Source organism: Streptomyces sp. SID5910 (assembly GCF_009862125.1).
In the GTDB taxonomy this organism is placed as follows: domain Bacteria; phylum Actinomycetota; class Actinomycetes; order Streptomycetales; family Streptomycetaceae; genus Streptomyces.
In genome coordinates this window covers 1-13,168 of record NZ_WWHX01000007.1, presented here as the reverse complement: position 1 = coordinate 13,168, position 13,168 = coordinate 1, and the positions used below count along the sequence as shown (strand labels likewise).

The window sequence follows — 13,168 nt, the reverse complement described above, 5'->3', positions numbered from 1 at the left end:
TGGCCGGCGACGGCGCCAAGCCCGCCGACTCCACCGTGGCCTGCGGCCAGAACTCGCAGGGCCAGTGGCAGAAGTACATCCTCGGCCCCGCCGCGGTCGACGGCACCGACGTCGACAAGGCCCAGGCGGTCTTCAACACGCAGACCGCCGCCGGCTGGACCGTCACGATGAAGTTCACGGACGCCGGCTCCAAGAAGTTCGCGGACATCACCGGCAAGCTGGCCCAGAACCAGTCCCCGCAGAACCAGTTCGCCATCGCCCTGGACAACGAGGTCGTCTCCGACCCGTACGTCAGCCAGGCCCTGACCGGCGGCAGCGCGGAGATCTCCGGCAGCTTCGACCAGGAAGAGGCGCAGAGCCTCGCCAACATGCTGTCCTACGGCGCCCTGCCGCTGAGCTTCAAGGAGGACAGCGTCACCACGGTCACCGCCGCACTCGGCGGTGAGCAGCTGAAGGCCGGTCTGATCGCCGGCGCGATCGGCCTCGCGCTGGTCGTCCTCTACCTGCTGCTGTACTACCGCGGCCTGTCGTTCATCGCCGTCGCCTCGCTGCTGGTGTCCGCGGGCCTGACGTACGTGATCATGGCGCTGCTCGGCCCGACCATCGGCTTCGCGCTGAACCTGCCGGCCGTCTGCGGAGCCATCGTCGCCATCGGCATCACGGCGGACTCGTTCATCGTGTACTTCGAACGCGTCCGCGACGAGATCCGCGAGGGACGCTCGCTGCGCCCTGCGGTCGAGCGTGGCTGGCCGCGCGCCCGGCGCACCATCCTGGTCTCCGACTTCGTGTCGTTCCTCGCCGCCGCGGTGCTCTTCATCGTCACCGTCGGCAAGGTCCAGGGCTTCGCGTTCACGCTGGGTCTGACCACCCTGCTCGACGTGGTCGTGGTGTTCCTCTTCACCAAGCCGCTGCTCACGCTGATGGCCCGCCGCAAGTTCTTCGCGAGCGGCCACAAGTGGTCCGGCCTGGATCCGAAGAGCCTGGGTGCCAAGCCGCCGCTCCGCCGCACCCGCCGTCCGTCCGCCGGCCCTGTCGACCCGAAGGAGGCGTGAGAGATGTCGAAGCTCGGCAAGCTCGGCGCCCGGCTGCACCATGGCGAGGTCGGCTACGACTTCATCAAGAACCGCAAGATCTGGTACGGCATCTCCATCCTGATCACCATCACGGCGATCGTGGGCCTGGCGGTGCGCGGCCTGCACATGGGCATCGAGTTCCAGGGCGGTGCGGTCTTCACCAGCCCGAAGAACATGAGCGCCTCGGTGTCCCAGGCCGAGACGTACGCGGAAGAGGCCTCCGGCCACGACGCGATCGTCCAGAAGCTCGGCGACGGCAGCCTGCGCATCCAGATCGCGGGCATCGACACCGACAAGTCGGACCAGATCAAGGACGACCTCGCCAAGGACCTGAAGGTCGACTCGGAGAAGATCAACGCCGACCTGGTCGGCCCCAGCTGGGGTGACCAGATCGCGAACAAGGCCTGGCAGGGCCTCGGGATCTTCATGGTCCTCGTCGTGATCTACCTGGCGATCGCGTTCGAGTGGCGCATGGCGCTCGCCGCGTTCGTCGCGCTGATCCACGACATCACCATCACCACCGGCATCTACGCCCTCGTCGGCTTCGAGGTCACGCCGGGCACGGTGATCGGTCTGCTCACGATCCTCGGTTACTCGCTCTACGACACGGTCGTCGTCTTCGACAGCCTCAAGGAGCAGACGAAGGACATCACCAAGCAGACCCGGTGGACGTACAGCGAGATCGCCAACCGCTCGATCAACAGCACCCTGGTGCGCTCCATCAACACCACCGTGGTCGCCCTGCTCCCGGTGGGCGGCCTGCTGTTCATCGGCGGCGGTGTCCTCGGCGCCGGCATGCTCAACGACATCTCGCTGTCGCTGTTCGTGGGCCTCGCGGCCGGTGCGTACTCCTCGATCTTCATCGCCACGCCGCTGGTCGCCGACCTAAAGGAGGCCGAGCCGCAGATGAAGGCCCTCAAGAAGCGCGTCCTCGCCAAGCGCGCCCAGGCCGGGGTCAAGGGGGAGGCGGTGGAGGGGCCCGTCACGGACGAGCCGTACGACGACGAGCCCGAGGACGCCGCGGCCGCGGTCGTCGGCCCTCGCAACCAGCCCGCGTCCCGCAACCGGGGCCGCGGCCGACCCTCGGGGAAGCGCCGATGACCGGACTCACGGACATCTCGGAGCTGCTGCTCAGCCGCATCCGGGACGTGGCCGACTACCCGGAGCCGGGCGTGGTGTTCAAGGACATCACCCCGCTCCTGGCCGACCCGGCCGCCTTCACCGCGCTCACCGACGCCCTCGCCGAGGTCGCCGGACGCACCGGCGCCACCAAGGTGGTCGGACTGGAGGCCCGGGGCTTCATCCTCGGCGCCCCGGTCGCCCTGCGCTCCGGCCTCGGCTTCGTCCCGGTGCGCAAGGCGGGCAAGCTCCCCGGAGCCACCCTCGGCCAGGCCTACGACCTGGAGTACGGGTCGGCCGAGATCGAGGTGCACGCCGAGGACCTGAGCGCCGACGACCGTGTGCTGATCGTCGACGACGTCCTCGCCACCGGAGGCACCGCCGAGGCCTCCGTCCAGCTCATCCGCAGGGCGGGCGCGCAGGTCTCCGGCCTCGCCGTCCTGATGGAGCTGGGCTTCCTCGGCGGGCGCAGCCGGCTGGAGCCCGCCCTGGCGGGCGCCCCGCTGGAGGCGCTGCTCACCGTCTGACGCGGCCCGAGCCGCACAGGGAGGCGGGCCCGGAGGAATCCGGCGCCCGCCTCAGGCGTTTCTCCCGTAGAAGGCCCTCACTTCGGCCTGAAGGCGATCCTGGAGGGCAGGATCGCTACCATGGGGTTTCCGGAGCCTGACCGGGGGACCCGGATCGCGCACGAGGAGTCCTCTTGCCAGACGAGGCCCAGCCACTGACCGCCGCAAAGCCCGAGTCCGCCTCGGCGCCCGCGGCGAAGCCCGCGCCGAGCGCGCCCCAGGCGAAGAACGACACGCGTGGGCCGATCCAGCACGCCTCGTCCGCGCCGGTCGACAAGCCCGCCGAGCAGCAGCCGCGTCCCAAGCCGCTGCCGTCCGAGCGCCCCCAGAACGCGCCCGTGGTGCGCACGCCCACCGGGCAGCCCGCCCGTTCCGGCTCCTCCAACCGCGTCCGTGCCCGCCTGGCCCGCCTCGGCGTGCAGCGCGCGAACCCGTACAACCCGGTCCTGGAGCCGCTGCTGCGGATAGTGCGCAGCAACGACCCCAAGATCGAGACGGCGACGCTGCGCCAGATCGAGCGCGCCTACCAGGTCGCCGAGCGCTGGCACCGCGGCCAGAAGCGCAAGAGCGGCGACCCGTACATCACGCACCCGCTCGCCGTGACGACCATCCTCGCCGAGCTCGGCATGGACCCGGCCACGCTGATGGCCGGCCTGCTGCACGACACGGTCGAGGACACCGAGTACGGCCTGGAGGACCTACGCCGCGACTTCGGCGACGTCGTCGCCCTGCTCGTGGACGGCGTCACCAAGCTGGACAAGGTCAAGTTCGGCGAGGCCGCGCAGGCGGAGACCGTGCGCAAGATGGTCGTCGCCATGGCCAAGGACCCCCGCGTCCTGGTCATCAAGCTCGCCGACCGCCTGCACAACATGCGCACCATGCGCTACCTCAAGCGCGAGAAGCAGGAGAAGAAGGCGCGCGAGACCCTGGAGATCTACGCGCCGCTCGCCCACCGCCTGGGCATGAACACCATCAAGTGGGAGCTGGAGGACCTCGCCTTCGCGATCCTCTACCCCAAGATGTACGACGAGATCGTCCGCCTGGTCGCCGAGCGCGCCCCCAAGCGCGACGAGTACCTCGCCCTCGTCACCGACGAGGTCCAGCAGGACCTGCGCGCGGCCCGCATCAAGGCGACCGTCACCGGCCGCCCCAAGCACTACTACAGCGTCTACCAGAAGATGATCGTCCGCGGCCGTGACTTCGCGGAGATCTACGACCTGGTGGGCATCCGCGTCCTCGTGGACACCGTCCGCGACTGCTACGCGGCGCTGGGCACGGTCCACGCCCGCTGGAACCCGGTTCCGGGGCGGTTCAAGGACTACATCGCGATGCCCAAGTTCAACATGTACCAGTCGCTGCACACGACGGTCATCGGGCCCAACGGCAAGCCCGTCGAGTTGCAGATCCGCACCTTCGACATGCACCGCCGCGCCGAGTACGGCATCGCCGCGCACTGGAAGTACAAGCAGGAGGCCGTCGCCGGCGCCTCCAAGGTCCGCACCGACGTGCCGAAGTCGTCCGGCAAGAGCAAGGACGACCACCTCAACGACATGGCGTGGCTGCGGCAGCTGCTCGACTGGCAGAAGGAGACCGAGGACCCCGGCGAGTTCCTGGAGTCCCTGCGCTTCGACCTCTCCCGCAACGAGGTCTTCGTCTTCACGCCCAAGGGCGACGTCATAGCGCTCCCGGCCGGGGCGACGCCCGTGGACTTCGCCTACGCGGTCCACACCGAGGTCGGCCACCGGACCATAGGAGCACGGGTCAACGGCCGGCTCGTCCCGCTGGAGTCCACGCTGGACAACGGCGACCTGGTGGAGGTCTTCACCTCCAAGGCGGCCGGCGCCGGGCCCTCCCGCGACTGGCTGGGCTTCGTCAAGTCGCCGCGGGCCCGCAACAAGATCCGGGCCTGGTTCTCCAAGGAGCGCCGCGACGAGGCGATCGAGCAGGGCAAGGACGCCATCGTCCGCGCGATGCGCAAGCAGAACCTGCCGATCCAGCGCATCCTGACCGGCGACTCCCTGGTCACGCTGGCGCACGAGATGCGGTACTCGGACATCTCCGCGCTGTACGCGGCAATCGGCGAGGGCCATGTCTCCGCGCAGAACATCGTGCAGAAGCTGGTCCAGGCGCTCGGCGGCGAGGAGGCCGCCACCGAGGAGATCGACGAGTCGGTACCGCCGTCGCGCGGTCGCGGCCGCAAACGCCGCACCAGTGCCGACCCGGGCGTCGTCGTCAAGGGCGTCGACGACGTGTGGGTCAAGCTGGCCCGCTGCTGCACGCCCGTCCCCGGTGACCCGATCATCGGCTTCGTCACCCGTGGCAGCGGCGTCTCGGTTCACCGCAGCGACTGTGTGAACGTGGACTCGCTGTCCCGGGAGCCGGAGCGGATCCTGGAGGTCGAGTGGGCGCCCACCCAGTCCTCGGTCTTCCTGGTCGCCATCCAGGTCGAGGCGCTGGACCGCTCCCGGCTGCTGTCGGACGTCACGCGGGTGCTGTCCGACCAGCACGTCAACATCCTCTCCGCGGCCGTTCAGACGTCCCGCGATCGCGTCGCCACCTCGCGCTTCACCTTCGAGATGGGCGACCCGAAGCACCTCGGACACGTCCTGAAGGCCGTACGGGGCGTGGAGGGCGTGTACGACGTCTACCGCGTGACGTCGGCACGCAGGCCGTCGTAGCGGCACCCGCACACACGAGAGGGGCTCCCGTACGGTGCGTACGGGAGCCCCTCTCGTCTGTGACCCGGTCGGTCAGCCGCCGAACTCGTGCAGGCCCTTCAGGGCCTGGTCCAGCAGCGCCTGGCGGCCGTCCAGCTCGCGCTGGAGCTTGTCGGCCTTGGCGTTGTTGCCCTGGGCGCGTGCCTGCTCGATCTGCGAGCCCAGCTTGTCCACGGCGGCCTGGAGCTGTCCGGTCAGACCCTCGGCACGCGCGCGTGCCTCCGGGTTGGTCCGGCGCCACTCCGACTCCTCGGCCTCCTGGATCGCCCGCTCCACGGCGTGCATCCGGCCCTCGACCTTCGGCCGGGCGTCGCGCGGCACGTGGCCGATGGCCTCCCACCGCTCGTTGACCGAACGGAACGCCGCGCGGGCCGCCTTGAGATCCGTGACCGGCAGGATCTTCTCGGCCTCCTCGGCGAGCTCCTCCTTCAGCTTGAGGTTCTCCGTCTGCTCCGCGTCCCGTTCGGCGAAGACCGAGCCGCGGGCGGCGAAGAAGACGTCCTGGGCGCCGCGGAAGCGGTTCCACAGGTCGTCCTCGTGCTCGCGCTGGGCGCGGCCGGCGGCCTTCCACTCGGACATCAGATCGCGGTACCGCGCGGCCGTCGGGCCCCAGTCCGTCGAGTTCGACAGCGCCTCGGCCTCGGCGACCAGCCGTTCCTTGGTCCGGCGGGCCTCCTCGCGCTGCGCGTCCAGCTGCGCGAAGTGCTGCTTGCGGCGCTTGGAGAACGCCGAGCGCGCGTGCGAGAAGCGGTGCCACAGCTCGTCGTCGGACTTGCGGTCCAGGCGCGGCAGCCCCTTCCAGGTGTCCACCAGCGACCGCAGCCGCTCGCCGGCCGCCCGCCACTGGTCGGACTGCGCCAGCTCCTCGGCCTCCGCGACCAGCGCCTCCTTGGCGCCCCGCGCCTCGTCGGACTGCTTGGCCCGCTGCGCCTTGCGCTCCTCGCGGCGCTTGTCCACCAGCTCGACCAGCTTGTCCAGCCGGCCGCGCAGCGCCTCCAGGTCACCGACCGCGTGGTGCGCGTCGACCTGCTCGCGCAGGTGCTCGACGGCGGCCAGGGCGTCCTTGGACGACAGGTCGGTGGTCTTCACTCGCTTTTCGAGGAGGCCGATCTCGACAACCAGGCCCTCGTACTTGCGTTCGAAATAGGCCAGCGCTTCCTCGGGGGAACCTGCCTGCCAGGAACCGACGACCTGCTCGCCGTCGGCCGTACGCACGTACACGGTCCCCGTCTCGTCGACGCGGCCCCACGGGTCGCTGCTCACAGCGCCTCCTCCACATGATGCCTGCGGAGGGCTTTGCTCCCCCGGGCATCGTCCACAGTTTCGTCACGGCCAACATAGGCGACCGGCGGGGGGCCTGTCCGCATCCCGCGCGACCGAAATTCCGCTGATGGGGCTCAGGATTCCGTGACCGTCGCCTTGTTGATCACGACCGTCGCGTTGGGCGCGGTGCTCCCGGTCGTCGGGTCCATGGCCTGGGCCCCGGCGTCCGCGATCTTCTTCAGCACCTTCATGCCCGCCTCGGACATCGTGCCGAACGGCGTGTAGTCCGGCGGCAGCTGGCTGTCCTGGTAGACGAGGAAGAACTGGCTGCCGCCGGTGTTCCGGCCCTCGCCGGTCTGCGCGTTGTACTGGTTGGCCATCGCCACCGTGCCCGCCGGGTAGACGTTGCCCGTGAGGCTCTTGTCCTTCAGGTTCTCGTCGGGAATCGTGTAGCCGGGGCCGCCCATCCCCGTGCCCTGCGGGTCGCCGCACTGGAGCACGTAGATGCCCTGGTCGGTGAGCCGGTGGCACTTCGTGTGGTCGAAGTAGCCCTTGCCCGCGAGGAAGTTGAACGAGTTGACGGTGTGCGGCGCCGCCGACGCCTTCAGCGCGACGTCGATGTCCCCGCACGTCGTCGACAGCTTCATCGTGTACTTCGCCGACTTGTCGACGGTCAGCGCGGGCTCCTTCTTCCACGTCTGCGTCTTCGCCTTGCCCGCCGCGGGCTTGTCGCACGGGTCCGGCGCCTTGCTGCTCGCGGACGCGCTCGGGGTGGCCTCCGCGCTCGCGTTCGTCTTGTCGTCGTCCCCGAGGACCACGCCGGTCGTGTACAGCGCGACGCTGCCGATCAGGATGACGCCGAGCACCGAGGCGATCGCCGCGTTGCGCATGCGCGCCTTGCGTCGCGCGGAGGTGCGTCGCTGCTGCTGCCGCAAGAACTTCTCCCGGGCGAGCTGACGCCGCCGCTGCTCCTGGCTGACCACCGGGTTCTCTCCTCATGCGTCGTGTGTGCCGACCGGTACGCGTGCGCGTGACGAACCGACCGCGTGCGTGTAGCCCCGTACCGTATATGGGTTCGCTGAGGAAACGGCACCGCCGGTAGGCTCTGACCACGGGCGCAGCCCGCCCGCAAGCCACCCGTACCGACACAAACGAAGGACGATCGTGCTCATTGCCGGGTTCCCCGCCGGGGCCTGGGGGACGAACTGTTACCTCGTCGCCCCCGCCGCGGGTGAGGAGTGCGTGATCATCGACCCCGGCCACCAGGCCGCGCAGGGCGTCGAGGAGGCACTCGCCAAGCATCGGCTCAAGCCCGTCGCCGTCGTCCTCACCCACGGCCACATCGATCATGTGGCCTCGGTCGTCCCGGTGTGCGGCGCGCACGACGTGCCCGCCTGGATCCACCCCGAGGACCGCTTCATGATGAGCGACCCCGAGAAGGGGATCGGCCGCACCATCGGCATGCCCCTCATGGGCGAGCTGACCGTCGGGGAGCCGGACGACGTCAAGGCGCTGACCGACGGCGCCAAGCTGGAGCTGGCGGGCATGGAGCTGACGGTCGCGCACGCGCCGGGCCATACCAAGGGGTCGGTGACCTTCGGCCTGCCCGAGGCGGCGGACATCCCGCCGATCATGTTCTCGGGCGACCTGCTGTTCGCCGGCTCCATCGGACGCACCGACTTCCCCGGTGGCTCCATGGACGACATGCTCGAGTCCCTGGCACGCGTGTGCCTGCCGCTCGACGACGCGACCGTGGTGCTGTCCGGACACGGCCCCCAGACGACCATCGGCCAGGAACGCGCCACCAACCCGTATCTGCGGCAGGTGGCCGCCGGCCAGGGCGCCCCCGAGGCTCCCCGACGAGGAATGTGACGAGAGACCTTCCGTGAGCACCTTCAAGGCCCCCAAGGGCACGTACGACCTGCTGCCGCCCGACTCCGCCAAGTACCTGGCGGTCCGCGAGGCGATCGCCGCCCCGCTGCGCAACTCCGGCTACGGCTACATCGAGACGCCCGGCTTCGAGAACGTCGAGCTGTTCGCGCGCGGTGTCGGCGAGTCCACCGACATCGTCACCAAGGAGATGTACGTCTTCGAGACCAAGGGCGGCGACCGGCTCGCCCTGCGCCCGGAGACCACCGCACCCGTGCTGCGCGCGGTCCTGGAGGCCAACCTGCACAAGGCGGGCAACCTGCCCGTCAAGGTCTGGTACTCGGGCTCGCAGTACCGCTACGAGCGTCCGCAGAAGGGCCGTTACCGCCACTTCTCCCAGGTCGGCGCCGAGGCGATCGGCGCCGAGGACCCGGCCCTCGACGCCGAACTGATCATCCTGGCCGACCAGTCGTACCGCGCGCTCGGCCTCCAGAACTTCCGCATCCTGCTCAACTCCCTCGGCGACAAGGAGTGCCGCCCGGTCTACCGCGCCGCGCTCCAGGACTTTCTGCACGGCCTCGACCTCGACGAGGAGACGCTGCGCCGCGCCGACATCAACCCGCTGCGCGTCCTCGACGACAAGCGCCCGGACGTGCAGAAGCAGCTCACCGACGCCCCGCTGCTGCGCGACTACCTGTGCGACGCCTGCAAGGCGTACCACGAGGAGGTCCGCGAGCTGATCACGGCGGCCGGCGTCGTCTTCGAGGACGACCCGAAGCTGGTGCGCGGCCTGGACTACTACACGCGCACCACCTTCGAGTTCGTCCACGACGGCCTCGGCTCCCAGTCCGCGGTGGGCGGCGGCGGCCGCTACGACGGCCTGTCCGAGATGATCGGCGGCCCCGCCCTGCCGTCCGTCGGCTGGGCCCTCGGCGTCGACCGCACCGTCCTCGCCCTGGAGGCGGAGGGCATCGAACTGGACATCCCGTCGGCCACCTCCGTCTTCGCCGTGCCGCTCGGCGAGGAGGCCCGCCGCATCCTGTTCGCCAAGGTCACCGAGCTGCGCAAGAACGGCGTCGCCGCCGACTTCTCCTACGGCGGCAAGGGCCTCAAGGCCGCGATGAAGGCGGCCAACCGCTCCGGCGCCCGCTACGCCCTGGTCCTCGGCGAGCGCGACCTCGCCGAAGGCGTCGTCCAGCTCAAGGACATGGAGTCCGGCGAGCAGAGCGCGATCGGCGTCAACGAGATCGTCGCGGAACTGGAGTCCCGGCTCGGCTAGGGCGCCCGTACGCCCCAGGGGTGCACGCGTTCGTTCGCGTGTGCCCCGGGCGAACGGAAATCGGCCGGAACACCACGCCCACGGGTCCGCGCCGGTGCGTTCTTATGCTCAGCGAACGGTGCTCGCACAGGCCCGTACGGCACAATGGCCCTGCCCGAAGCAGGTCCGACTCAAGTGACGGAATCGGCGTGATGAGCAAGACGACAGTGAAGGACGTCTCGACCGTGGCGGAGCCCGCGCCGGAACCCACCTCCGGAACACCGCGCACCGAGGGCGCGAGCCGTGCCTTCGCCCTGCTGCTGGTGATCACCGGCGCCGCCGGGGTGCTCGCCGCGTGGGTCATCACGATCGACAAGTTCAAGCTGCTCGAGGCCAAGGTCGCGGGCACGACGTTCACCCCCGGATGCAGCCTGAACCCGGTCGTCTCCTGCGGCAGCGTCATGGAGAGCGACCAGGCCGCCGTCTTCGGCTTCCCCAACCCGATGCTGGGCCTGGTCACCTACGGCATCGTCGTCTGCGTCGGCATGAGCCTGCTCGCCCGGGCCCGCTTCCCGCGCTGGTACTGGCTCACCCTGAACGCCGGCACGCTCTTCGGTGTCGGCTTCTGCACCTGGCTCCAGTTCCAGTCCCTGTACCGGATCAACGCCCTGTGCCTGTGGTGCTGCCTGGCCTGGGTCGCCACCATCCTCATGTTCTGGTACGTGACGTCCTTCAACGTCCGCAAGGGCTTCCTGCCCGCGCCGAACTGGCTCAAGGGCTTCTTCGGCGAGTTCACCTGGGTCATGCCGGTCCTGCACATCGGCATCATCGGCATGATGATCCTGACCCGCTGGTGGGACTTCTGGACCAGCTGACGGCGCGCGCCGTGTTGTCAGTGCGGTGCTGTGCTCTCTGGGGGCGGCCCCCAGACCCCCGGTAGGGTTCTTGCGTGGAGCCCGACCTGTTCACCGCCGCAGCCGAAGAACGCCAGGAGAAGGACCCGACCGGCAGCCCCCTCGCCGTGCGGATGCGCCCGCGCACCCTCGACGAGGTCGTCGGTCAGCAGCACCTGCTCAAGCCCGGCTCACCGCTGCGCAGACTGGTCGGCGAGGGCGCCTCCGGCCCCGCCGGCCCCTCCTCCGTGATCCTCTGGGGCCCGCCGGGCACCGGCAAGACCACCCTGGCGTACGTCGTCTCCAAGGCCACCAACAAGCGGTTCGTGGAGCTGTCGGCGATCACCGCCGGCGTCAAGGAGGTCCGCGCGGTCATCGACGGCGCCCGCCGCGCCGTCGGGGGGTACGGCAAGGAGACCGTCCTCTTCCTCGACGAGATCCACCGCTTCAGCAAGGCCCAGCAGGACTCCCTCCTCCCGGCCGTCGAGAACCGCTGGGTCACCCTGATCGCCGCCACCACGGAGAACCCGTACTTCTCGGTGATCTCCCCGCTGCTCTCCCGCTCCCTCCTGCTCACCCTCGAACCCCTCACCGACGACGACGTCCGGGACCTGCTCCGCCGCGCCCTGACCGACGAGCGCGGACTCAAGGACGCCGTCACCCTCCCCGAGGACACCGAGGACCACCTCCTGCGCATCGCCGGCGGCGACGCCCGTCGCGCGCTCACCGCCCTGGAGGCCGCCGCCGGGGCCGCCCTCGACAAGGGCGAGGCCGAGGTCACCCTCGCCACCCTGGAGGAGACGGTCGACCGGGCGGCCGTGAAGTACGACCGCGACGGCGACCAGCACTACGACGTCGCCAGCGCCCTGATCAAGTCCATCCGCGGCTCCGACGTGGACGCCGCCCTGCACTACCTGGCCCGCATGGTCGAGGCCGGCGAGGACCCCCGCTTCATCGCCCGGCGCCTGATGATCTCCGCCAGCGAGGACATCGGCCTCGCCGACCCGAACGCGCTGCCCATCGCCGTCGCCGCCGCCCAGGCCGTCGCCATGATCGGCTTCCCCGAGGCCGCCCTCACCCTCAGCCACGCCACCATCGCCCTCGCCCTCGCCCCCAAGTCCAACGCCGCCACCACCGCCATCGGCGCCGCCCTGGACGACGTGCGCAAGGGGCACGCCGGGCCGGTCCCGGCGCACCTGCGCGACAGCCACTACAAGGGCGCGGGCAAGCTCGGCCACGGACAGGGCTACGTGTACCCGCACGACCTGCCCGAGGGCATCGCCGCCCAGCAGTACGCGCCGGACGAGCTGAAGGACCGGACGTACTACGCGCCGACCCGGCACGGCGCCGAGGCCAGATACGCGGACGCGGTGGAGTGGACCCGGGAGCACCTCGGTCGCAAGCGGTCCTGAGCAGCCTGTAGACTCGCTCGGAGTGCCGAGTCCCGTGCAGTCAGAACGGGACAACCGGCCGGAACCCCCAGCGGGTTCCAGGAGCGTCGCGCACCGTCGATCGGTGTCGCGGGCAGCCCACCACCACCCGGAGCTCCGGGAGCGGTCGGTGGGCCACTCGCGTGCTGCACGTATGTGCCCAGACCAGGGGAGCGGCTGCCCGGCAGGTCCCGAGCGGACCCGGCGGGTTTCCCCGGCTGCGGATGCGACCTCCCTCAACCCTGACAAGCCGGAAACTCAGAAAAGAGACACAGACAGTGGCGAACCAGTCCCGCCCCAAGGTCAAGAAGTCGCGTGCCCTCGGCATCGCGCTGACGCCGAAGGCCGTCAAGTACTTCGAGGCCCGCCCCTACCCGCCGGGCGAGCACGGCCGCGGCCGCAAGCAGAACTCGGACTACAAGGTCCGTCTGCTCGAGAAGCAGCGTCTGCGCGCGCAGTACGACCTCAGCGAGCGTCAGCTCGTCCGCGCCTACGAGCGTGCCTCCAAGACCAACATGAAGACCGGCGAGGCCCTGGTCATCGAGCTCGAGCGCCGTCTCGACGCGCTGGTCCTGCGTTCGGGCATCGCCCGCACGATCTACCAGGCCCGCCAGATGGTCGTCCACGGCCACATCCAGGTCAACGGCCAGAAGGTCGACAAGCCGTCCTTCCGTGTCCGTCCGGACGACGTCGTGCAGGTGCGCGAGCGCTCCAAGGAGAAGACCCTCTTCACGATCGCCCGTGAGGGTGGCTTCGCCCCCGACGGTGAGACCCCGCGCTACCTCCAGGTGAACCTCAAGGCCCTGGCGTTCCGCCTGGACCGCGAGCCGAACCGCAAGGAGATCCCGGTGATCTGCGACGAGCAGCTCGTCGTCGAGTACTACGCCCGCTGATCGAGCTGGACGCAGTACCTCCGCGGTACCTCAGCCCGCCGTCTCCCCGCCCTTCCGGGTGGGCGAGGCGGCGGGCTTCGCGCTGTG

General features: G+C 70.0%; 11 protein-coding genes. 9 read left to right on the top strand and 2 right to left on the bottom strand.

Translation table 11 applies throughout. The features are described from left to right. From secD to relA, 4 genes are all read left to right on the top strand, one after another. A partial coding sequence (gene secD / locus GTW67_RS00480) for a protein translocase subunit SecD (protein ID WP_161162791.1) occupies positions 1-1,052 on the top strand: 1,052 nt, incomplete at its 5' end. A 3-nt stretch (positions 1,053-1,055) separates the two neighbouring features. Next, positions 1,056-2,174 carry a protein translocase subunit SecF gene (secF, locus tag GTW67_RS00475; RefSeq protein WP_161162790.1) on the top strand — a complete coding sequence of 373 codons (1,119 nt, stop codon included), beginning with the start codon at positions 1,056-1,058 and terminating at the stop codon, positions 2,172-2,174. Next, positions 2,171-2,719 carry an adenine phosphoribosyltransferase gene (locus tag GTW67_RS00470; RefSeq protein WP_161162789.1) on the top strand — a complete coding sequence of 183 codons (549 nt, stop codon included), beginning with the start codon at positions 2,171-2,173 and terminating at the stop codon, positions 2,717-2,719. The genes secF and GTW67_RS00470 overlap by 4 nt, the downstream gene beginning before the upstream one ends. A gap of 173 nt (positions 2,720-2,892) precedes the next feature. Then, complete coding sequence (gene relA, locus GTW67_RS00460; protein ID WP_161162788.1) at positions 2,893-5,436, top strand: GTP pyrophosphokinase; 2,544 nt, start codon at positions 2,893-2,895, stop codon at positions 5,434-5,436. Positions 5,437-5,508: 72 nt separating this feature from the next. Here relA and GTW67_RS00455 read toward each other — a convergent pair whose 3' ends face one another. Then, positions 5,509-6,738: a DUF349 domain-containing protein gene (locus GTW67_RS00455; protein WP_161162787.1), complete on the bottom strand. Its 1,230-nt coding sequence runs from the start codon at positions 6,736-6,738 to the stop codon at positions 5,509-5,511. 134 nt (positions 6,739-6,872) lie between these two features. Further along, positions 6,873-7,721 carry a peptidylprolyl isomerase gene (locus GTW67_RS00450; protein ID WP_161162786.1) on the bottom strand — a complete coding sequence of 283 codons (849 nt, stop codon included), beginning with the start codon at positions 7,719-7,721 and terminating at the stop codon, positions 6,873-6,875. 181 nt (positions 7,722-7,902) lie between these two features. Between GTW67_RS00450 and GTW67_RS00445 the strand changes: the two genes are divergently transcribed. The 5 genes from GTW67_RS00445 to rpsD all read left to right on the top strand — a co-directional run bounded on the left by GTW67_RS00445 (position 7,903) and on the right by rpsD (position 13,081). Next, on the top strand, positions 7,903-8,610 hold the full coding sequence (locus GTW67_RS00445; protein WP_161162785.1) for an MBL fold metallo-hydrolase: 708 nt from the start codon (positions 7,903-7,905) through the stop codon (positions 8,608-8,610). Positions 8,611-8,623: 13 nt separating this feature from the next. Then, positions 8,624-9,886, top strand: coding sequence for a histidine--tRNA ligase (hisS, locus tag GTW67_RS00440; protein WP_161162784.1), 1,263 nt, complete (start codon positions 8,624-8,626; stop codon positions 9,884-9,886). A gap of 191 nt (positions 9,887-10,077) precedes the next feature. Next, entirely contained in the window at positions 10,078-10,740 is a 663-nt protein-coding gene (locus GTW67_RS00435) for a vitamin K epoxide reductase family protein (protein ID WP_161162783.1), read from the top strand. Between the two features lie 74 nt (positions 10,741-10,814). After that, positions 10,815-12,170: an AAA family ATPase gene (locus tag GTW67_RS00430; protein ID WP_161162782.1), complete on the top strand. Its 1,356-nt coding sequence runs from the start codon at positions 10,815-10,817 to the stop codon at positions 12,168-12,170. 296 nt (positions 12,171-12,466) lie between these two features. Beyond that, on the top strand, positions 12,467-13,081 hold the full coding sequence (gene rpsD, locus GTW67_RS00425; protein WP_030185023.1) for a 30S ribosomal protein S4: 615 nt from the start codon (positions 12,467-12,469) through the stop codon (positions 13,079-13,081). Positions 13,082-13,168 lie beyond the last annotated feature (87 nt).

Bases quoted from the DNA above. Each gene is read 5' to 3' on its own strand.
- secF (WP_161162790.1), top strand. From the start codon at position 1,056: ATGTCGAAGCTCGGCAAGCTCGGCGCCCGGCTGCACCATGGCGAGGTC.
- GTW67_RS00470 (WP_161162789.1), top strand. From the start codon at position 2,171: ATGACCGGACTCACGGACATCTCGGAGCTGCTGCTCAGCCGCATCCGG.
- GTW67_RS00435 (WP_161162783.1), top strand. From the start codon at position 10,078: ATGAGCAAGACGACAGTGAAGGACGTCTCGACCGTGGCGGAGCCCGCG.